We start from the raw sequence: 20,904 nt of genomic DNA on the forward strand, positions 1-20,904 counted from the left end.
TCAACGACGACGCGGTACCACCCACACGAACCATCCCCGGATCTCGAACCGACTAATCAGTCCAAGAACCGGGGACCAGTCCACAGCTGGCACCGGGCCTCCCGTCCGTTCGTGGCCTGGCCCTCAGGCCGGCATCGCGACGACGCCGAACACCTCGCCCTGGGGGCCGAGCACGATCGCCGAGCGCCCGAACGGGCTGTCGAACGGTTCCATCAGGGCGGTCCCGCCCCGCTGGACGGCCAAGTCGACGGTCCCGTCGGTGTCGTCCGAGCCGAACCACGTCAACCAGTACGCCGGGACGCCCTCCGGCAGGCCGCCTGGTGGCGCGAAGACGCCGGCGACCGGGTCGGCCTCGGCGGGCGCTCCGGGCAGCTTCGCCGAGGCGTAGGGCTCCGACGGATCGCCGAACACGTCGTACGACCAGCCGAACAGGGCCGTGTAGAAGGCCTTCGCCGCCTCGGCGTCGCGCGTGTGCACCTCGGCCCAGCACGGAGCACCGGGCTCGTTGACCCGACCGGAGCCGTCGTGCGCCCCTGCCTGCCAGAGTCCCACGACCGCACCCGTCGGGTCGGCGGCGATCGCCATCCGACCGGCATCGAGCACGTCGAACGCGGGTGTCAGGACGCTGCCGCCTGCGGTGATGACGCGAGCGGTGATGGCATCGACGTCGTCGGTGGCGAGGTACGCCGTCCAGCTCGGCGGCTGTCCCTCGCCCGTGAGCGGACCGATCCCGGCCACCGGGCGGCCACCGAGGAGCGCCGTGACGTACCCGCCGGCCTCAGCGGGGCCGTCCTCGACGTGCCACCCGAACACCTCGGTGTAGAAGGTGCGGGCCGCGTCCACGTCGGGCACACCCAGGTCGGACCAGCAGGGCGTGCCCTCGGTCCAGCGACCATCGTGTTCGGACATGCAACATCCTTTCCTCTGACCGGACGGTACCGGTGGTCACGATCCTAGGACCGCTGTCCGTCGTCCGAGCCGGTCGGTAGGGTCGAAGCATGAGCGAAGAGCGTCCCGTCCGCCAGCAGACCGCCGTCGACCACGTGGCCGAGGGATGGGTCGCCACCCTCGTCGACCTCGACCCGACGACGGCCACGTACATCGGTGTGCCGGGTCGCACCGGGGAGTACGGCGACACCTCGCCCGCCGGCGCGGCCGCCCTGGCCGACGCGGCACGGGCCGCGAAGCGCACGCTCGACGCCGCGGCCGTGGTGGACCCCGTCGACGAGGTCACGAAGGCGGACCTCGGTGCCGAACTCGACCTGGTGCAGGAGTCGTACGCGCGGAAGCTGCACCTCCGCGACCTCAACGTGATCGCGAGCCCGGCCCAGTCGGTCCGCGAGATCATCGACCTGATGCCGACGGCGACCGAGTCGGACTGGCACGACGTCGCCAGCCGACTGCACGCGTTGCCGGACGCGCTCGAGGGCATCCGCGAGACCCTGCTCGAGGGCACGCGCGAGGACGTGACCCCGGCGAAGCGGCAGGTCGCCCTGGTCGCGGAGCAGGCCGCCCGCAACGGTGCCGAGGACGGCTTCTTCCGCCGGCTCGCCGAGGGTGCGGCGTTCGACGACGGCTCTCCCGTGCCGGACTCGCTCCGTGCCGAGCTGACCCGCGGGGCCGAGGTCGCGTCGGCCGCGTACCGGAGCCTCGGGCAGTTCCTCGAGCACGAGCTGCTGCCGCTCGCCACCCCGGTCGACGCCGTCGGGCGCGAGGCCTACGAGCTGCACTCCCGCCGGTTCCTCGGTGCCGTCGTCGACCTCGACGAGACGTACGAGTGGGGCCTCGAGGAACTCGCACGCATGCGCGACGAGCAGGAGCGGATCGCGGACCGGATCGAACCGGGTGCGAGCGTGGCCCGGGCGATCGAGGTGCTGGACACCGACCAGTCGCGGATCCTGCACGGCACGGACGCCCTGCAGCGCTGGATGCAGGAGACGAGCGACGCCTCCGTCGCGGCGATGGCCGGCACGTACTTCGACATCCCGGACCCGATCCGCCGGCTGGAGTGCCGCATCGCCCCGACGCAGGAGGGCGGCATCTACTACAGCGGGCCGTCCGACGACTTCTCGCGCGCGGGCCGGATGTGGTGGTCGGTGCCCGAGGGCGTCACCGAGTTCGGCACCTGGCGCGAGAAGACGACGGTCTACCACGAGGGCGTCCCCGGCCACCACCTGCAGATCAGCCAGGGCGTCTACAACCGCGGCGAGCTGAACACGTGGCGCCGCCAGCTGTCCGGCTCGTCCGGGCACGTCGAGGGCTGGGCGCTCTACGCCGAGCGCCTGATGGAGCAGCTCGGGTTCCTCGACGACGACGGCGACCGGCTGGGCATGCTCGACGGCCAGCGCATGCGTGCCGCCCGCGTGGTGCTCGACATCGGCGTGCACCTGCAGAAGACGAACCCGGACGGCGGCGGCTGGACGTGGGAGTACGCCCTCGACTTCATGCGCGAGAACGTGAACATGGACGACGCCTTCGTGCAGTTCGAGGTCGCGCGGTACTTCGGGTGGCCCGGACAAGCGCCGTCGTACAAGGTGGGCCAGCGCGTGTGGGAGTCGATCCGCGACGAGGTCGCCGCCCGCGAAGGCGCCGACTTCGACCTGAAGTCGTTCCACCGTCGTGCGCTCGCCCTCGGCAGCATCGGTCTCGACACGCTGCGGAGCGCGCTGCTCGGCTGACGCGCGGGTGACACGCCCGGTTGTGGGGGCTCCGCCGGTGCGGTTAGACTTGTGCGGCGCAATCCGCGCCACTCAATCAATCGCCACGGCGGAGCACCCCGGGGGTCTCGACTCCCCGCACGCCACGGCCCGACTCATGTCCGTTCGGAGCAATCTCTACATGACAACCACTACGACCAAGGCTCCTAAGCAGGTCGCCATCAACGACATCGGTTCGGCTGATGACTTCCTGGCCGAGGTCGAGAAGACCCTGAAGTTCTTCAACGACGGTGATCTCATCTCCGGCACCGTCGTGAAGATCGACCGCGACGAGGTCCTCCTCGACGTCGGTTACAAGACCGAGGGCGTCATCCCCTCGCGCGAGCTCTCGATCAAGCACGACGTCGACCCCAACGAGGTCGTCAAGGTCGGCGACGAGGTCGAGGCCCTGGTCCTCCAGAAGGAGGACAAGGAAGGCCGCCTCATCCTGTCCAAGAAGCGTGCGCAGTACGAGCGCGCATGGGGCGACGTCGAGAAGATCAAGGAGTCCGACGGCGTCGTGACCGGCACGGTCATCGAGGTCGTCAAGGGTGGCCTGATCGTCGACATCGGTCTCCGCGGCTTCCTCCCCGCCTCGCTCATCGAGCTCCGTCGCGTCCGCGACCTCACGCCGTACCTCGGCCAGGAGATCGAGGCGAAGATCCTCGAGCTCGACAAGAACCGCAACAACGTGGTCCTGTCGCGCCGTGCGCTCCTCGAGCAGACGCAGTCCGAGTCCCGGACCACGTTCCTCAACAACCTGCACAAGGGCCAGGTCCGCAAGGGCATCGTGTCCTCGATCGTCAACTTCGGTGCGTTCGTGGACCTCGGTGGCGTCGACGGTCTCGTCCACGTCTCCGAGCTCAGCTGGAAGCACATCGAGCACGCCAGCGAGGTCGTCGAGGTCGGTCAGGAAGTCACCGTCGAGATCCTCGAGGTCGACCTGGACCGTGAGCGCGTGTCGCTCTCGCTCAAGGCGACGCAGGAGGACCCGTGGCAGGTCTTCGCCCGCACCCACGCGATCGGTCAGATCGCACCGGGCAAGGTCACGAAGCTCGTCCCGTTCGGTGCCTTCGTCCGCGTTGCCGACGGCATCGAGGGCCTGGTGCACATCTCCGAGCTCTCGAACAAGCACGTCGAGCTCGCCGAGCAGGTCGTCTCGGTCAACGACGAGGTCTTCGTCAAGATCATCGACATCGACCTCGACCGTCGCCGCATCTCGCTCAGCCTCAAGCAGGCGAACGAGGGCGTGGACCCCGAGGGCACCGAGTTCGACCCGGCGCTCTACGGCATGCCGACCGAGTACGACGACAAGGGTGACTACAAGTACCCGGACGGCTTCGACCCGGAGACGAACGAGTGGCTCGAGGGCTACGACACCCAGCGCACCGAGTGGGAGGGCCAGTACGCGGCCGCCCAGGGTCGTTGGGAAGCCCACAAGGCGCAGGTCGCGAAGACCATCGCCGACGAGGAAAAGGGTGGCTTCGACCTCCCGGCCGGCGCCTCGACGTCGTCCGCTTCCTCTTCGTCGTCGTTCTCGAGCGAGACCGGTGGCGCAAGCCCCCTCGCCGACGACGCTTCGCTGGCGGCGCTCCGCGAGAAGCTCAGCTCGACCAACTGATCGAGCGAGTCGCACTGACCGGAAGCCCGGCATCCCCCAGGGGGTGCCGGGCTTCCGGCGTTTCCACGCTGCGGGTCGTTAGCCTGTCGCAGTGCGCATCATCGGTCTCACGGGCGGCATCGCCGCGGGCAAGTCGACGGTCTCCAAGCGGTGGGCGGAGCACGGCGGCGTCGTCGTCGACGCCGACCGGCTGGCGCGGGACGCCGTCGCACCCGGCAGCCCCGGGCTCGCGCAGGTCGCCGAGCGGTTCGGCTCCTCGGTGATCACGGCCGACGGCGCGCTCGACCGTCCCGCGCTCGGAGCGATCGTGTTCTCCGACCCCGCGGCACGCAAGGACCTCGAGGCGATAACCCACCCCGAGGTCTGGCGGCTCGCCCAGCGTGCCTTCGACGCGGCTGAGGCCGTCGACCCGGACGCGGTCGTCGTGTACGACGTGCCCCTGCTCGCCGAGGCCCGCGGATCCCGCCCGCTCCGGTTCGATGCGGTCGTGGTCGTGGACGCCCCCGCTGCGCAGCGCATCGAGCGGCTGGTGGAGCACCGTGCCATGGAACGCGACGAGGCCGAGCGCCGGGTGGCCGCACAGGCGAGCGACGCCGACCGACTCGCACTCGCCAACCACGTCGTCGACGCGACGGGCACCCTCGACCAGACGATCCGATCGGCCGACGAGGTGTGGTCGCGGATCACCTCGTGAAGCACCGTCTGCTGCTCGTCCTCGCCGCGATCGTGCTCGTCGCGATCGGCGGCGGTGCGCTGGTGGCAGCGAACCTGCTCGGTGCGCAGCGCATCGAGGACGAGGGCCGCGTCCCCACGATCGACCGCTCGCACGCCGACGAGCCACCGTCGGGCGACGAGCGCGGACCCGAGGGGGAGTTCCACCGCTTCCGGCTCGGCACCGTGGGCGGCGAGCGGCTCACCCCGAACCGCGACGACTTCGCCGCCCGCACCTCGGCGGACGGCCCCCTGCTGCTGTTCCTGCCCGCGACGAGGTCGCGCCCGGCGGAGTACCAGCGGTTCCTCGGGCAGGCCCTGGCGGACGGGTACCACGTGCTCGGGCTGGACTACTGGAACCTCGGTCGCACCCTGTCCGGCACGTGCGAGTCCGACGCCCGCTGCTACGGCATGGTGCAGCGCAACCGGTTCGACGGCACCCGTCAGTCCGAGCTCAGTTCGGTGACGCCCGCCGGGTCGATCGTGTCGCGCTTCCGTGACGCGGTGGCCTACCTCGACGACCACGACCCCGACGGCGGGTGGGGCCGCTTCGTGCAGGGTGACGACGACATCGCCTGGCAGGACATCGTCGTGGCCGGACACTCCCAGGGCGGCGGCGAGGCGGCGTACATCGCGCACATCCGGTCCGTCCGCGGCGCGCTGATGTTCTCGTCGCCCGTCGAGTCACGGGGGCCGTCGCACGCGGCGTGGATGAACCGTCCCGGCAAGACCCCCGTGGCCCGGATGTACGCCGTCGACGACGTCCGCGACACCTTCGGCCCGCGGATCACCGGGTCGTGGCGGGTCCTCGGGCTCGACGGCGTCGACGGCCCGTTCCGGACGGACACCGATCCACCGCTCGCCGGCGCGGACCCGCACGCGATCCTGACCGACGTCCGGGGCCGGGGGAAGGCGCACTCGTTCATCATCAAGGACTCCACGCCGCTCGGACCGGATGGGGAACCCCGGATGACCGCGCTCTGGCAGTGGATGCTGCACCGGTTCCCCTCTGACGGCTCATAGGCTCGCGCAATAGCCTCTGCTGGTGCAGCCCGTCGACGGAGAACCCGACCTGCGCTCGCTCATCCGCGACCGCGCGGCGGAGAGCCCCGAGCGCCCCTACCTGGAGGACGCCCGTTCCGCGCGCGTCCTGACCTACCGAGCGCTCGAGGACGCCGTGACCGCCTGGTCCGCGACGTTCGACGCGATCGGCGTACCCGCCTCCGGAGCCGTCCTCGTCGACGTCGGCGATCCCCTCGCGTTCGCCGTGGTGCACCTGACCGCCGTGGCGACCGGGCGCCGTGCCGTCCCGGTGGACACCGGACAGCCGGCGACCGAGCCGGGCCGTCTCGCCGACCTGATCGGCGGGGCCTCGATCGTGGTGTCGGACCGCGCCGTGGACGGGACCGTCCCCGGAGTGCCCGCCAGCGGGATCGACGCGGCCACGTTCCTCCCGGCCGCCGTCCGTGACGGTGACGTGCCCACGCAGAGCCCGGACGCACCGGGCGAGGGGTCCGTGGTGCTCTTCACCTCCGGGTCGACCGGCGCTCCGAAGGGCGTCGAGCTGCCGGAGTCGCAGCTGCTGTTCGTCGCGCGGGCGGTCGCGCGGCACAACGGGTTGACCGGCCGCGACCGCGGGTTCAACTCGCTGCCGCTGTTCCACGTCAACGCCGAGGTCGTCGGCCTGCTGGCGACGCTCGTCGCCGGGGCGACGCTCGTGCTCGACGTGCGCTTCCGGCGGACCGGGTTCTGGGAACTGCTCGCCGAGCGGCGCATCACCTGGCTGAACGCGGTGCCGGCGATCCTCGCCGTGCTCGCGAAGACCGGGCCACTGGACTTCCCGGAGGGCCTCCGGTTCGTCCGGAGCGCTTCGGCACCGCTGCCGGACCCGGTGCGCACGGCACTCGGTGACGTCCCGCTCGTCGTGAGCTGGGGGATGACCGAAGGTGCGTCGCAGATCACCGCGACACCGCTGGACGCGCCTGCTCGCACCGGGACCGTCGGCGTGCCCGTCGGGTCCGAGGTGCAGGCACGCGACGAGGACGGCGCAGCCCTGCCCGCCGACGAGGTCGGTGCGCTGTGGGTGCGCGGCCCGGGGATCGTCGGGCGCTACCTGTTCGGGCGCGCGCCCGACCGCTTCGACGCCGACAACTGGCTGAGCACGGGAGATGTGGGGTCCGTCGCTGCGGACGGCTGGGTCTCGCTCGCCGGACGCTCCGACGACGTCATCAACCGCGGCGGCGAGAAGGTCTACCCCTCCGAGGTCGAGGACGTCCTGCTCGGCGACCCCCGGGTGCTCGAGGCCGTCGTGGTCGGGCGGCCGGACGACGTGCTCGGGGCCGTCCCGGTGGCGTACGTGATCCTGCAGCAAGACGCAGCCGACGCCGCTGGGCTCGTCGCCGACCTGACCGCGCGCGCCGAGGCCCACCTGACCCGCTTCCGCCGCCCCGTCGAGATCATCGTGGTCCCCGACCTGCCGCGCGCGCCCACCGGCAAGGTGCAGCGGGCGAAGGTGCGGACGATGGCGCAGCCGTCGTGACCGGCGCCCAGCCGCAGTCGCAGTCGCAGCCGCAGGCCCAGCCGCAGCCACAGCCACAGGTCCAGACCCCGACCCGCACCGCGGCGGGCAAGCCACGCCACCTGTACGAGGTCGACGTCCTCCGGATCCTGACCTTCGCCTGCGTCATCGGCGTGCACACCACCAGCCACACCGCCGCGTCCGACGACGTCGGCCTGAACGCGCTGCTCGCCCTGCTGCACTTCACCCGGCTCGTCTTCTTCTCGCTGACGGCGTTCGTGCTCGTCTACAGCTACACGCTGCGACCGCGGCCGATGGCGCAGTTCTGGCCGAAGCGGTTCCTGCTCGTCGGGGTGCCGTACCTGGCGTGGTCGTTCGTGTACGTCGGCTCGAGCTGGCTCCTCAGCAGCACCCGTCGGGGCGACGTGCCCGACCTGGTGCGCACCCTCGCCGAGGGCATCGTCACCGGCTCGTCCTGGTACCACCTGTACTTCCTGCTCGTGACCATGCAGGTGTACCTGTTGTTGCCGGTCATCGTGTGGCTGGTCCGGAAGACCCGCGGGCACCACGTCACGACGCTCGTCGTGGCGCTGGTGGTGCAGCTCGTCGTGTTCGCCGGGTACAAGTACTTCCCGGCGAGCGACGCCTGGCTGCACGGCTACCAGAAGCAGTTCTTCTTCTCGTACGTGTTCTTCATCGTCTCCGGGGCGATCGCCGCCGACCACGCCGACGCGTTCCTCCGGTTCATCCGGGTGCACCGCCGGGCCGTGCTCTGGGCCTTCGCCGGCGTCGGCGCACTGACGCTCGGCGTCTGGGCGCTCCAGGTCGCCCTCGGCCAGTCGCTCTACGCTGCCGGGACTCCGCTGCAACCGATCGAGGCCGTGTGGAGCACCGCGGTCTTCGTCGGCTTCCTGGCGATCGGTGCGCGCTGGGCGGATCGTCGGCGTCCTGGCAGCCCGGTCGCGCGCTTCGTCGACTACGCCTCGGACCGGTCGTTCGGGATCTTCCTGAGCCACCCGTTCCTCATCTGGATCCTGCTGTACGGCGACAGCTGGCTCGAGGCCGTGGTGCCGCGGCCGTGGCTGACGCTCGTCACGTACCTGCTCGTGGTGGCGCTGTCCGTGGCGGTCACCGAGGCGTTCCGGTGGACCCCGCTGAGCGTGCCGCTCACCGGCCGGCCGTCGCTCGCGTCCCGCGCCCAGCGTCAGGCGCGCGCCACCCGGCGCTGACCTGTCCGTTCCGGGCGTACCTGGTCGGTTCTCCCGACCAGGTACGCCCGTTCCTGCTCGCTGTGCGCGGCGGCGGATGCGCGTCGCGGCGGTGGACGCGCTGCGCGGCGGACGGGAGGCGCGGGTCGGCCTGGACCCGGGCCTCCCGTCCGGCGGTCGGGGACCACCAGGGCCGCGCGCACGCCCGCGGGTTCCGTTGCGGACAGCGGGATCGGGCGTACCTGGTCGTTCCTCTCGACCAGGTACGCCCGATCCGGCACGGCGTGCCGCTGACAGCGCGCGTCGCGGGTCAGACGGCGCGCTGCTCGGCGGCGGGGGTGCCGACCTCGAGGACGCCGTTCGTCGACGTGAGCCGCTGCGGCTTCATGAACCACGCGACGACCGCCGCGGCGCCGAGCAGCACGCACGACAGGGCGAACGGCAGCTGCCAGCCGGACGCGTCGATGAGCAGCCCGAAGACGATCGGGGAGACCACGCCGGCGATGCCGAAGCCGGTGTTCATGAAGCCGGACGCGGTGCCGGACCACTGCGGGGCGACGTCCATCGGGATCGCCCAGAGGTTCGCGTTGCAGAGCTCCAGGAAGAAGAACGACAGCGCGAGCGAGATCGTCGCGACGAGCAGGCCCTGCCCGATGACGAGCGGGATGAGGCAGACGAGCGACCCGCCGAGTCCGATCACCAGGACGGTCCGGCGGGCGTTCCGGGTGTTGCCGCCGCGGTGGATGATCCGGTCGCTGAGCATGCCGCCGACCGTGTCGCCGATGACGCCGGCGAGCAGGATGAGCGTGGTGAACAGCGCGAAGTCGCCGATCTCGAGCCCGTAGGTCGAGCTGAGGAACGTCGGCAGCCACGTGAGGAACACCCAGAGGGTCCAGCCGTAGCCGAAGTCGACGAAGGTCACCGGCAGGATCTGCCGCGCCATCTGCCGCCACGGCACCGGCGGGCGGGTCGCACGGGTCTCGACGGGCGGGAGCTCGTCGATCTCGACCTGCGTGATGCCCTTCGTGGACTCGGGCTTGTCGCGGAACCAGACGAACCAGACGATGCCCCAGGCGAAGGACAGGACCGCCGTGGCGAAGAACGCCCACCGCCAGCTGCCCGTCGAACCGATCACCCAGGCGACGAGCAGCGGGGCCAGCGCGTTGCCGAGCCGGGCCGCGGAGTGCACGACGCCCTGCGCGAAGCCGTTGCGGTCGCGGGGGATCCAGCGGGTCATGGCCTGGGTCGCGGTCGGGAACGCCGCGGCCTCGCTGAGCCCGAGGAGCGCCCGGGCCGCGAACAGGGTCCAGAAGCCGACCGCGAAGCCGGTCCACAGTGTCGCGACGCCCCACACCACGGTGATGACGAAGAGGGCCTTGCGCGGTCCGAACTTCTCGCTGATCGTGCCGCCGAAGACCTGCAGCAGCGCGTAGGGCAGTGAGAACGCGGACACGATCAGGCCCGCGGTGGCCTCGTTGAAGCCGAACTCCTCGGTGATGTGCGGCAGCGCCGTCGAGATGTTCGTCCGGTCGATGTACGAGATCGCGTACATGAAGCAGAGCAGGAGGAGCACTCGTCCGCGGATGCGACCGCGGAACGGGGTGCCCTTCGTCGGTGCGGCGGGGGTCGCCGTCGTCATGGGGCCTCTTCGGGTGTGGCTCGTGCTGGCTCGTCGGGGACGTGCGGAGCGATCGGGTTGCTGAACGGACCGGACGCTATGCCCGCTGGTTATCAGCGGACTTGGAGGCTGCTTGGCGAGGACAATACGCCGAGGGCGAGCAGGGGCGCTGGTGTCAGGGGTGCCGACTACCGTTGATGCCATGGGTGTTGCGATCGAACCGACCCGAGCGGTACGTCCGTTCGAGGTCATCAGCGAGTACACGCCGAGTGGCGACCAGCCAGCGGCCATCGCCGAGCTCGCCGGGCGCATCAACGCCGGTGAGACCGACGTCGTGCTGCTCGGTGCGACCGGTACGGGCAAGTCGGCGACGACCGCGTGGCTCATCGAGCAGGTGCAGCGGCCGACGCTCGTGCTCGCGCACAACAAGACCCTCGCCGCGCAGTTGGCGAACGAGTTCCGCAGTCTGATGCCGAACAACGCGGTCGAGTACTTCGTGTCGTACTACGACTACTACCAGCCCGAGGCGTACGTCCCGCAGACGGACACCTTCATCGAGAAGGACTCCTCGGTCAACGCCGAGGTCGAGCGGCTCCGGCACTCGACGACCAACTCGCTGCTCAGCCGGCGCGACGTCGTCGTGGTGTCGACGGTGTCCTGCATCTACGGCCTCGGCACACCCGAGCAGTACATGAACGCCTCGGTGGCCCTGCACGTCGGGCAGACGATCTCGCGCGACCAGCTCGTGCGCAAGTTCGTCTCGATGCAGTACCAGCGCAACGACGTCGACTTCGCCCGCGGTACCTTCCGCGTGCGCGGCGACACCATCGAGATCATCCCGATGTACGAAGAGCACGCCATCCGGATCGAGATGTTCGGCGACGAGGTCGAAGCGCTCTCGTCCCTGCACCCGCTCACCGGCAACGTGATCAACGACCTGCCCGCCGTGTCGATCTTCCCGGCGTCGCACTACGTCGCCGACACCGACGTCATGCACCGCGCCATCGTCGACATCAAGGCGGAGCTCGCCGAGCGCCTGGCCGAGCTCGAGGGACAGGGCAAGCTGCTCGAGGCCCAGCGGCTCCGCATGCGCACCACGTTCGACATCGAGATGATGGAGCAGATCGGCTTCTGCTCCGGCATCGAGAACTACTCGCGGCACATGGACGGCCGCGTCGCTGGCGAGGCACCGCACTGCCTCATCGACTACTTCCCCGACGACTTCCTCATCGTCATCGACGAGTCGCACGTCACCGTGCCGCAGATCGGTGCGATGTACGAAGGCGACGCCTCGCGCAAGCGCACCCTGGTCGACCACGGGTTCCGGCTGCCGAGCGCCCTCGACAACCGTCCACTGCGGTTCGAGGAGTTCCTCGACCGCGTCGGGCAGAAGGTCTTCCTGTCGGCGACGCCCGGTCGGTACGAGCTCGGCATCACTGACAGCGTCGTCGAGCAGATCATCCGTCCGACCGGCCTGGTCGACCCCGAGATCGTGGTGAAGCCGAGCGACGGCCAGATCGACGACCTGCTCGAGGAGATCAAGCAGCGCGTCGACAAGGACGAGCGCGTGCTCGTCACGACCCTGACGAAGCGCATGGCGGAAGAGTTGACCGACTTCCTCGGCAACGCCGGTGTGCGGGTGCGGTACCTGCACTCCGACGTCGACACGCTCAAGCGCGTCGAGCTCCTGACCGAACTGCGACAGGGCGTCTACGACGTGCTCGTCGGCATCAACCTGCTGCGAGAAGGCCTCGACCTACCCGAGGTGTCCCTGGTGGCCATCCTCGACGCCGACAAGGAAGGCTTCCTGCGGTCGTCCACGTCGCTCATCCAGACGATCGGTCGCGCGGCCCGCAACGTGTCGGGCCAGGTGCTCATGTACGCCGACAAGATGACCGACTCGATGAAGACCGCGATCGAGGAGACCGATCGTCGTCGCGAGAAGCAGGTCGCGTACAACCTGGAGCGCGGCATCGACCCGCAGCCGCTCCGCAAGAAGATCGCCGACATCACCGAGGTGCTGCAGCGCGAGAACGACGACACCAAGGCGCTGCTGCAGGGTCGTCCCGGTGCCGACGGTCGCCGCTCGCCCACGCCCAACCTGAAGCGCGGCGGCATCGCGGGCGAGGGCGCGACCCAGCTCGAGGCGACGATCGGCGACCTCAACGACCAGATGCTGCAGGCCGCGGCCGAGCTGAAGTTCGAGCTCGCCGCGCGACTCCGCGACGAGGTGCAGGACCTGAAGAAGGCGCTGCGGCAGATGGAGTCGGCCGGGCATGTCAGCTGACGGTCGTCGCACGGTCGTCGTAACCGGGGCGAGCGCGGGCCTCGGGTACCACGCGGCAGAGCAGCTGGCCGCGTCGGGGCACCGGGTCGTGCTCGCCACCCGCGACCGGGGTCGGGCCGCAGCGGCGGAGCAGAGCATCCGGCGGCACGTGGACGGGGCGTCGTTGGCGCACGTCCACCTCGATCTCGCCGACCTCGACTCCGTCCGTGTCGCCGCCGACGAGCTCGCGGCCCTCGAACCGGACGGCGTCGACGCGATCGTGAACAACGCCGGCGTCGTCGGGGCCTCGACCCCGAGCGCCACCGCACAGGGCACCGAGCTGCAGATCGGCACGAACCACCTGGGGCACTTCGCCTGGACGGCGCTGACGATGCCGCTGCTCGAACAGCGTGGCGGTCGCGTCGTGCACCTCGGGTCGATCGCACACCGGTGGGCCAGCCTCGACACGGGCGACCCGTTCCGCGTCGGCCACTACTCCAGCTACCGGCAGTACGGCCGCAGCAAGCTCGCGGTGATGCTGTTCGGCTTCGAACTCGCCCAGCGGTTGGCGGATGCGGGTTCGTCCGTCGCCAGCGTGGTCGCGCACCCCGGGCTGTCGCTCGACGCGCTCTCGCCGGAGCGCCCGGACGTCGCACCGTCGCGCCCGGAACCCGCGTGGACTCGTCCGGCGCAGCGGCTGTACGCCCAGGGCAAGGACGCCGGTGCCGAGCCCCTCGTGCACGCTGCGGTCGCCGCGGACGTGCGCTCGGGGGAGTACTGGGGACCGGCCGGGTGGATGCAGCTGCGCGGACCCGCAGCCGTGGTCCGTGCCGAGCCGCGCGCCCACGACCGGACCGCCGCTGCGCGTCTCTGGACGGCCAGCGAGCGTCGTTCCGGGGCCGCGTTCGCTCTCGACGCACTCGTCTGACCACCGACTCGCGGGCGGATGTCGGACCCCTTTCGTAGAATCGACGGCGATGACAATCACCTCTGACCGCGGCACCGCGACCTCGGGCCGGAACGCCTTCGGCGAGCCGACCGACCCCCACCTCCCCGGCGTGACCGTCCCGACCGGCTCCTCGACGCTCAGCGTCCGCGGGGCCCGGGTGCACAACCTCCGGAACGTCGACCTCGAGATCCCCCGTGACTCCCTCGTGGTGTTCACCGGCCTGTCCGGATCCGGCAAGTCGTCGCTGGCCTTCGACACGATCTTCGCCGAGGGCCAGCGACGCTACGTCGAGTCCCTGTCCGCGTACGCCAGGCAGTTCCTCGGCCAGGTCGACCGGCCCGACGTCGACTTCATCGAAGGGCTGTCGCCCGCGGTGTCGATCGACCAGAAGTCGACGAACCGCAACCCGCGGTCGACGGTGGGCACGATCACCGAGGTCTACGACTACATGCGTCTGCTCTGGGCGCGCATCGGGGTGCCGCACTGCCCGACGTGCGGCGAGGTCATCAGCAAGCAGACCGTGCAGCAGATCGCCGACCAGCTCATGGAGTTCGAGTCCGGCACGCGCTTCCAGGTGCTCGCCCCGGTCATCTCCAAGAAGAAGGGCGAGTTCGTCGACCTCTTCCAGGAACTCGCGGCGTCCGGCTACGCCCGCGCGATCGTCGACGGTGAGCGCATCCAGCTCAGCGAACCGCCGAAGCTCAAGAAGCAGGTCAAGCACGACATCTCGGTGATCGTCGACCGTCTGGTGTCGAACGAGGACATCCTCGGTCGGCTCACCGACTCGCTCGAGACGGCACTGCGCCTGACCGGTGGCACCGTCGGCATCGACCTGGTCGACCACGACGGACCCGGCGCCGTGCGCACCTACTCCGAGAACCTGTCCTGCCCGAACAACCACCCGCTCGCGCTGACCGAGATCGAGCCCCGCACGTTCTCGTTCAACGCGCCGTTCGGCGCCTGCCCGGAGTGCTCCGGGCTCGGCACGCGCATGTCGGTGGACCCGGACCTGGTGCTCGGCGACCCCGATGCCTCGCTGCGCGACGGCGTCCTGCTGCCCTGGACCGGAGCGAGCGGGCTGTACTCGTACTTCGAGAAGCTCCTCGCCGGCCTCGGCAAGGACCTCGGGTTCACGCTCGACACCCCGTGGAGCCAGCTCGACGCCTCGGTGCAGGCCGCGATCCTGACGGGCAAGGACTTCCAGGTGTCGGTCTCCTGGCGCAACCGCTTCGGCCGCGAGATGCGCTACACCAGCGGGTTCGAGGGCGTCATGCCCTACATCGAGCGCAAGTTCGCCGAGGCCGAGTCGGACTCGCAGCGCCAGCGCTTCCAGGGCTACCTGCGCGAGGTCCCGTGCCCGGTGTGCGAGGGCACACGCCTCAAGCCCGAGGTCCTGGCGGTCACGGTCGACGGCCGCAGCATCGCCGACGTCACCGACATGTCCCTCGACAACGCGTACGCGTTCATGGACACCCTGACGCTCACCGACCGCGAAGCGCACATCGCCGCGGCGGTCCTGCGCGAGATCCGGGCGCGCCTCGAGTTCCTGCTCGAGGTCGGCCTGAACTACCTGACCCTGGCGCGCGGCGCCGGCGGGCTCTCCGGTGGCGAAGCACAGCGCATCCGTCTCGCGACGCAGATCGGGTCCGGCCTGACCGGCGTGCTGTACGTGCTCGACGAGCCGAGCATCGGGCTGCACCAGCGGGACAACCGCCGCCTCATCGACACCCTGGTCAAGCTCAAGGACCTCGGCAACACGTTGATCGTCGTCGAGCACGACGAGGACACCATCCGCACGGCCGACTGGGTCGTCGACATCGGCCCCGGGGCCGGTGTCAACGGCGGCAACGTCGTGCACTCGGGCTCGTACGAGGGCATCATCGCGAACCGCGAGTCGGTGACGGGGGACTACCTCGCCGGCCGTCGTGCGATCGAGGTCCCCGCCGAGCGTCGCAAGGTCAACCTGAAGCGCACCATCAGCGTGCAGGGCGCACGGGCGAACAACCTCAAGACGATCGACGCCGACTTCCCGCTCGGGGTGTTCACCGCGGTGACCGGCGTGAGCGGGTCGGGCAAGTCCACCCTGGTCAACGACATCCTGTACAAGGTGCTCGCGAACCAGCTCAACGGCGCCCGGCACATCGCCGGCAAGCACACCCGCGTCAAGGGCCTCGACCAGCTGGACAAGGTCGTGCACGTCGACCAGGCCCCGATCGGCCGCACACCGCGGTCGAACCCGGCGACCTACACGGGCGTGTTCGACCGGATCCGTCAGCTGTTCGCCGAGACACCCGAGGCGAAGACCCGTGGCTACCAGCCCGGTCGGTTCAGCTTCAACGTCAAGGGCGGCCGGTGCGAGAACTGCTCCGGCGACGGCACGATCAAGATCGAGATGAACTTCCTGCCCGACGTCTACGTCGCGTGCGAGGTCTGCGGCGGCGCGCGCTACAACCGCGAGACGCTCCAGGTCCACTACAAGGGCAAGAGCATCTCCGAGGTCCTGGACATGCCGATCAGCGAGGCGGCCGAGTTCTTCGAACCGATCTCCGCGATCCACCGGTACATGGCGACGCTCGTCGACGTGGGCCTCGGGTACGTCCGTCTCGGCCAGAGCGCGACCACGCTCTCCGGCGGCGAGGCACAGCGCGTGAAGCTCGCCACCGAGCTGCAGCGCCGCTCGAACGGCCGGACCGTCTACGTGCTCGACGAGCCGACGACGGGTCTGCACTTCGAGGACGTCCGCAAGCTGCTCATCGTGCTGCAGAGCCTGGTCGACAAGGGCAACACCGTCATCACGATCGAGCACAACCTCGACGTGATCAAGTCGGCCGACTGGGTCATCGACATGGGCCCAGAGGGTGGCGCCGGCGGTGGTACGGTGCTCGCCACCGGCACCCCGGAGCACGTGGCCGACGTGCCGGAGAGCTTCACGGGCGTCTTCCTGCGGGAGATCTTCGACGCACAGGACGCCCGGGTCGGCAAGCAGCAGGCGGTGGAGGCCCGCACGGCGAGCCGACCGGGCAAGTCGACCAAGCAGAAGGCGGGTGCACGGTAGGTGGCGGACACCGTTCCGTGGCGCCCGAAGGCGGGGGAGATCCCGACCGACCCGGGCGTCTACCGCTGGCGTGACGAGGCCGGCCGGGTGCTCTACGTCGGCAAGGCGAAGAACCTCCGCGCCCGGCTGAGCAACTACTTCGCACCGCTGCCGACGCTGCACGAACGCACCCGGCGCATGGTGCTGACGGCCCGCAGCGTGGAGTGGACGACGGTCGGCTCCGAGATCGAGGCACTGCAGCTCGAGTACACCTGGATCAAGGAGTTCGACCCGCCGTTCAACGTCAAGTTCCGTGACGACAAGTCGTACCCGTACATGGCGATCACCATGGCGGACGAAGCCCCACGGGTGATGGTCACGCGGAACCGGAAGATCAAGGGCGCGAAGTACTTCGGGCCGTACCCGAAGATCTGGGCGGTGCACGACACCATCGACCTGATGATCAAGGTGTTCCCGATCCGCACCTGCTCGGACTCCTCGTACAAGCGCGCGATGCAGACGGGCAAGCCCTGCTTCCCCGGGCAGATCGGCAAGTGCGGCGGTCCCTGCTCGCAGCGCGTCACCATCGAGGAGCACCGTGCGCTCGTCGAGGAGTTCGTGCGGTTCATGAACAGCTACGACCGCCGGGTGATCACCGAGCTGCGTCAGCGCATGGGCGCCTCGGCCGACGCCATGCAGTACGAACAGGCCGCGAAGTTCCGCGACCAGGTCGAGGCGCTCGAGGCCGTGCTCGAGAAGTCCGCCGTGGTGCTCCGCGACTCGGTCGACCTCGACCTGTTCGGCATCGCCGAGGACGAACTCGCTGCCGCCGTCCAGCTGTTCTCGGTCCGTGGCGGGCGCATCCGCGGTGTCCGCGGGTGGGTCGTCGACAAGGAGCTCGACATCTCGACCGGTGACCTGGTCGAGCAGATCGTGCAGGGCGTCTACGCCGACAACGAGCTCACGCCAGCCGCCGTCGCCGAGGAACCCCCGCGCGAGGTCGTGGTGCCGACCCTGCCCGAGGACGCCGACGCACTGCAGCAGTGGCTCAGCGAACGACGGGGTGGCCGCGGCACGAAGCTCAGCACCGCGCAGCGCGGTGACCGTGCCGGCCTGGCCCGCACGGCCGCGCAGAACGCCGCCCAGGCGCTGATGCTCTACAAGACGAAGCGGTCCGCCGACTACACGACCCGCTCCGCCGCGCTGGCCGACATCCAGGACGCCCTCGGCATGACCGAGGCCCCGCTCCGCATGGAGTGCTACGACATCTCGCACCTGCAGGGCACGAACGTCGTGGCGTCGATGGTGGTGTTCGAGGACGGCCTGCCCCGCAAGGACCAGTACCGCCGCTACACGATCGCCGAGACCACCGACGACACCGACAGCATGTACCAGGTGCTCACCCGGCGTCTGGCGCGCCTCGACGAGGACGCCGACCTGCCGGACGTCCCCGACGTGACGAGCGCCGAGGTGGTCGAGGGCTCCAAGCCCTCGAAGCGGTTCGCCTACCGCCCGCAACTGCTCATCGTCGACGGTGGACAACCCCAGGTGCAGGCCGCCAAGCGCGCGCTGGACCAAGCCGGGGTGCGTGACATCGCGTTGGTCGGCATCGCGAAGCGTCTCGAGGAGCTCTGGCTGCCCGACGACGACTTCCCGGTGATCATGCCGCGCAACTCCGAGGCGCTCTTCCTCATCCAGCGCATCCGCGACGAGGCGCACCGATTCGCGATCACGCACCAGCGCACCCGCCGCAAGCGCGACGTTCGGTCCCGGCTGTCCGAGATCCCCGGGCTCGGGCCGTCGCGGGTGAACGCGCTGCTCAAGCACTTCGGGTCCGTGGCACGGCTGCGCGAGGCCACGGCCGACGAGATCAGCGAGGTCAACGGCGTCGGTCCGGCGACTGCCGCGGCGGTCGTCACGAAGCTGCAGCAGACCCCGACGAGCGCGCCGGCCACCAGCACGGCGAGTCCGACGAGCGCGCCGGACGCCGAGACGGACCCGACGGACACCGCGGACCCAGCGGACCCTGCACCGCTCCCAGGAGGGCCGGTGCGGGTCCCCGACGTGACCCACGACGGTCCGCAGCTGCCCACGTGACGCATCCCGTGCCTCCCGACACCTGTCGGGCGATACCCTGGTCCCGCAGCCGAGACCTCCCCGGGCGACGCGCCCGGGCCGCCACGACGGAGCCCACTCCCAGATGACCGACAGCGCCACAGCGACCGCGCACGCGTCGCAGCACGACATCCTCATCGTCACCGGCATGTCCGGGGCCGGGCGTTCGACGGTCGGCAAGGCCCTCGAAGACCTCGGCTGGTACGTCGTCGACAACCTGCCGACGCAGATGCTGGCACCGCTCACCGAGCTGGCCGACCGCGCCGGCGAGAAGATCCCGAAGATCGCCACGGTCGTCGACGTCCGCGGCGGACGGTTCTTCACGGACCCGGAGCACGCGGTCGAACAGGTGCGGTCGACCACGTCCGCACGGGTCCGGGTGCTGTTCCTCGAAGCCACCGACGCCGTCCTGGTGCGGCGCTTCGAGCAGGTCCGACGACCCCACCCGCTCCAGGGCGAGGACACCCTGCTCGACGGCATCGCGCGCGAGCGGACACGGTTGGCCGGTCTGCGCGAGGCATCCGACATGGTGATCGACACCTCGGACCTCAACATCCACCAGCTCGCGAACACCGTCACCGAGCAGTTCGCCGACGATCACTTCGTGGGTGTTCAGGTGACGCTCATGAGCTTCGGGTTCAAGTACGGACTGCCCGCCGACGCCGACATGGTGGCCGACGTCCGGTTCCTGCCGAACCCCTACTGGGTCCCGGAACTCCGGGCCCACACGGGCCTCGACCAGCCCGTCTCGGACTACGTCCTGGCCCAGGCCGGAGCCCGTCCGTTCGTCGATCGGTACGTCTCCGTGCTCGAGCCGGTGCTCGAGGGGTACCAGCGCGAGAACAAAAGACACGCTACGATCGCCATCGGCTGTACCGGCGGGAAGCACCGCTCGGTCGCCATCGTCGCCGAGTTGGCGAACCTCCTCCGCGGGATGCCTGGCGTCGCCGTGCGTGTGAAGAACCGAGATCTCGGCCGGGAGTGACCGTCCCTCCGGCCGCTCCCCACGTACGTGCCGCCGGAATCGCGGGACCACCAGATGAACGTTAGGAATGATGCTGTGCCGTTGACTGCCGAGGTCAAGGACGAACTGGCCAGGGTCGCCGTGAACCGCAACACGGTCCGCGCCGCCGAACTGGCCACGATCCTCCGGTTCGCGGGTGGCCTGCACGTCATCTCGGGCCGCATCGCGGTCGAGGTGGAGCTCGACACCCGGATCATCGTGCACCGGGTCCGCAAGGACCTCGCCGAGCTGTACGGCGTCCGCAGCGAGGCGTCGGTGGGCTCGTCCGCGTCGTCCCGTCGTGGCACCCGCTACCTGGTCCGCGTGCTCGAGGCGGGGGAGACCCTCGCACGCCAGACCGGTCTGATGGACGCCCGTCGTCGCCCCGTCCGCGGGCTGCCGAACCGGCTCACCACGGGCAACCGCGAGGACCTCGCCGCGATCTGGCGCGGTGCGTTCCTCGCCTCCGGCACCCTGACCGACCCGGGCCGGGCCGCAGCGCTCGAGGTCACGTGCCCCGGCAACGAGGCCGCCATGGCCCTCGTCGGTGCCGCGTCGCGTCTCGGCGTCGCCGCGAAGGGTCGCGAGGTCCGTGGCGTCCACCGCGTCGTCATCCGCGACGGCGAGGCCATCGGCCAGATGCTCACGGTGATGGGCGCCGCCCGCACCACCGCCGACTGGGAGGAGATGCGGCAGCGTCGCGAGGTCCGTGCGACCGCGAACCGCCTCGTCAACTTCGACGACGCCAACCTCCGCCGTTCGGCGCAGGCCGCCGTCGCCGCCTGCGCCCGCGTCGAGCGCGCGCTCGAGATCCTCGGCGACGAGGTCCCCGACCACCTGCAGTACGCCGGCGCGCTGCGCCTGCAGCACCGCGACGCGTCGCTCGATGAGCTCGGCCAGCACGCCGATCCGCCCATGACGAAGGACGCCATCGCCGGTCGCATCCGCCGACTCCTCGCCATGGCCGACAAGCGCGCGTCCGACCTCGGCATCCCCGGGACGGAAGCGAGCGTCCCCGAGGAGCTCGAGGGCGTCTGAGACGGGTCGTCCGACCTGCATGACGGGAGGCGCGGTGCCAGCTGTGAACTGGTCCCGGTTTGTTGGACCGTGAAGTCAGATTAGGCCGCGAGGGCGTGAGCTCGGTATTGAACCGGGCTCATGCCCT

The 20,904-nt window shown here is 70.2% G+C and carries 14 protein-coding genes; 12 read left to right on the forward strand and 2 right to left on the reverse strand.

Annotated features, from left to right (window positions below; translation table 11 throughout):
• Nucleotides 1-123: 123 nt before the first annotated feature.
• Nucleotides 124-909: a VOC family protein gene (locus EDF47_RS19365; protein WP_133939176.1), complete on the reverse strand. Its 786-nt coding sequence runs from the start codon at nucleotides 907-909 to the stop codon at nucleotides 124-126.
• A gap of 89 nt (nucleotides 910-998) precedes the next feature.
• Between EDF47_RS19365 and EDF47_RS19370 the strand changes: the two genes are divergently transcribed.
• From EDF47_RS19370 to EDF47_RS19395, 6 genes are all read left to right on the forward strand, one after another.
• Complete coding sequence (locus tag EDF47_RS19370; RefSeq protein ID WP_131880214.1) at nucleotides 999-2,678, forward strand: DUF885 domain-containing protein; 1,680 nt, start codon at nucleotides 999-1,001, stop codon at nucleotides 2,676-2,678.
• A 160-nt stretch (nucleotides 2,679-2,838) separates the two neighbouring features.
• Nucleotides 2,839-4,317 (forward strand): 30S ribosomal protein S1, encoded by a 1,479-nt coding sequence (gene rpsA / locus EDF47_RS19375; protein ID WP_111083948.1) that lies wholly within the window; start codon nucleotides 2,839-2,841, stop codon nucleotides 4,315-4,317.
• 91 nt (nucleotides 4,318-4,408) lie between these two features.
• Nucleotides 4,409-5,011, forward strand: coding sequence for a dephospho-CoA kinase (coaE, locus tag EDF47_RS19380; protein WP_131880212.1), 603 nt, complete (start codon nucleotides 4,409-4,411; stop codon nucleotides 5,009-5,011).
• Nucleotides 5,008-6,051, forward strand: a complete 1,044-nt coding sequence (locus tag EDF47_RS19385) for a hypothetical protein (protein WP_131880210.1) — start codon at nucleotides 5,008-5,010, stop codon at nucleotides 6,049-6,051. Before coaE ends, EDF47_RS19385 begins: the two co-directional genes overlap by 4 nt.
• A gap of 22 nt (nucleotides 6,052-6,073) precedes the next feature.
• Nucleotides 6,074-7,567 (forward strand): AMP-binding protein, encoded by a 1,494-nt coding sequence (locus EDF47_RS19390; RefSeq protein ID WP_131880208.1) that lies wholly within the window; start codon nucleotides 6,074-6,076, stop codon nucleotides 7,565-7,567.
• Nucleotides 7,564-8,775, forward strand: a complete 1,212-nt coding sequence (locus tag EDF47_RS19395) for an acyltransferase (protein ID WP_131880206.1) — start codon at nucleotides 7,564-7,566, stop codon at nucleotides 8,773-8,775. Before EDF47_RS19390 ends, EDF47_RS19395 begins: the two co-directional genes overlap by 4 nt.
• 289 nt (nucleotides 8,776-9,064) lie before the next feature.
• Here the strand turns inward: EDF47_RS19395 and EDF47_RS19400 are convergent, their stop codons facing one another.
• Nucleotides 9,065-10,393: an MFS transporter gene (locus EDF47_RS19400; protein ID WP_131880204.1), complete on the reverse strand. Its 1,329-nt coding sequence runs from the start codon at nucleotides 10,391-10,393 to the stop codon at nucleotides 9,065-9,067.
• 193 nt (nucleotides 10,394-10,586) lie between these two features.
• Here EDF47_RS19400 and uvrB point away from each other — a divergent pair, with 193 nt between their 5' ends.
• From uvrB to whiA, 6 genes are all read left to right on the forward strand, one after another.
• Nucleotides 10,587-12,659: an excinuclease ABC subunit UvrB gene (gene uvrB / locus EDF47_RS19405; RefSeq protein WP_111084166.1), complete on the forward strand. Its 2,073-nt coding sequence runs from the start codon at nucleotides 10,587-10,589 to the stop codon at nucleotides 12,657-12,659.
• On the forward strand, nucleotides 12,649-13,566 hold the full coding sequence (locus EDF47_RS19410; RefSeq protein WP_131880202.1) for an SDR family NAD(P)-dependent oxidoreductase: 918 nt from the start codon (nucleotides 12,649-12,651) through the stop codon (nucleotides 13,564-13,566). The genes uvrB and EDF47_RS19410 overlap by 11 nt, the downstream gene beginning before the upstream one ends.
• A 49-nt stretch (nucleotides 13,567-13,615) precedes the next feature.
• Nucleotides 13,616-16,642 carry an excinuclease ABC subunit UvrA gene (gene uvrA, locus EDF47_RS19415; protein WP_243698094.1) on the forward strand — a complete coding sequence of 1,009 codons (3,027 nt, stop codon included), beginning with the start codon at nucleotides 13,616-13,618 and terminating at the stop codon, nucleotides 16,640-16,642.
• Nucleotides 16,643-18,718, forward strand: a complete 2,076-nt coding sequence (gene uvrC, locus EDF47_RS19420) for an excinuclease ABC subunit UvrC (protein WP_131880200.1) — start codon at nucleotides 16,643-16,645, stop codon at nucleotides 18,716-18,718.
• A 103-nt stretch (nucleotides 18,719-18,821) separates the two neighbouring features.
• Nucleotides 18,822-19,721: an RNase adapter RapZ gene (rapZ, locus tag EDF47_RS19425; RefSeq protein WP_111083956.1), complete on the forward strand. Its 900-nt coding sequence runs from the start codon at nucleotides 18,822-18,824 to the stop codon at nucleotides 19,719-19,721.
• Between the two features lie 75 nt (nucleotides 19,722-19,796).
• Entirely contained in the window at nucleotides 19,797-20,777 is a 981-nt protein-coding gene (whiA, locus tag EDF47_RS19430) for a DNA-binding protein WhiA (protein WP_111083957.1), read from the forward strand.
• The last annotated feature ends 127 nt before the right edge of the window (nucleotides 20,778-20,904 follow it).

Source organism: Curtobacterium sp. PhB190, from assembly GCF_004365385.1.
GTDB lineage: Bacteria > Actinomycetota > Actinomycetes > Actinomycetales > Microbacteriaceae > Curtobacterium.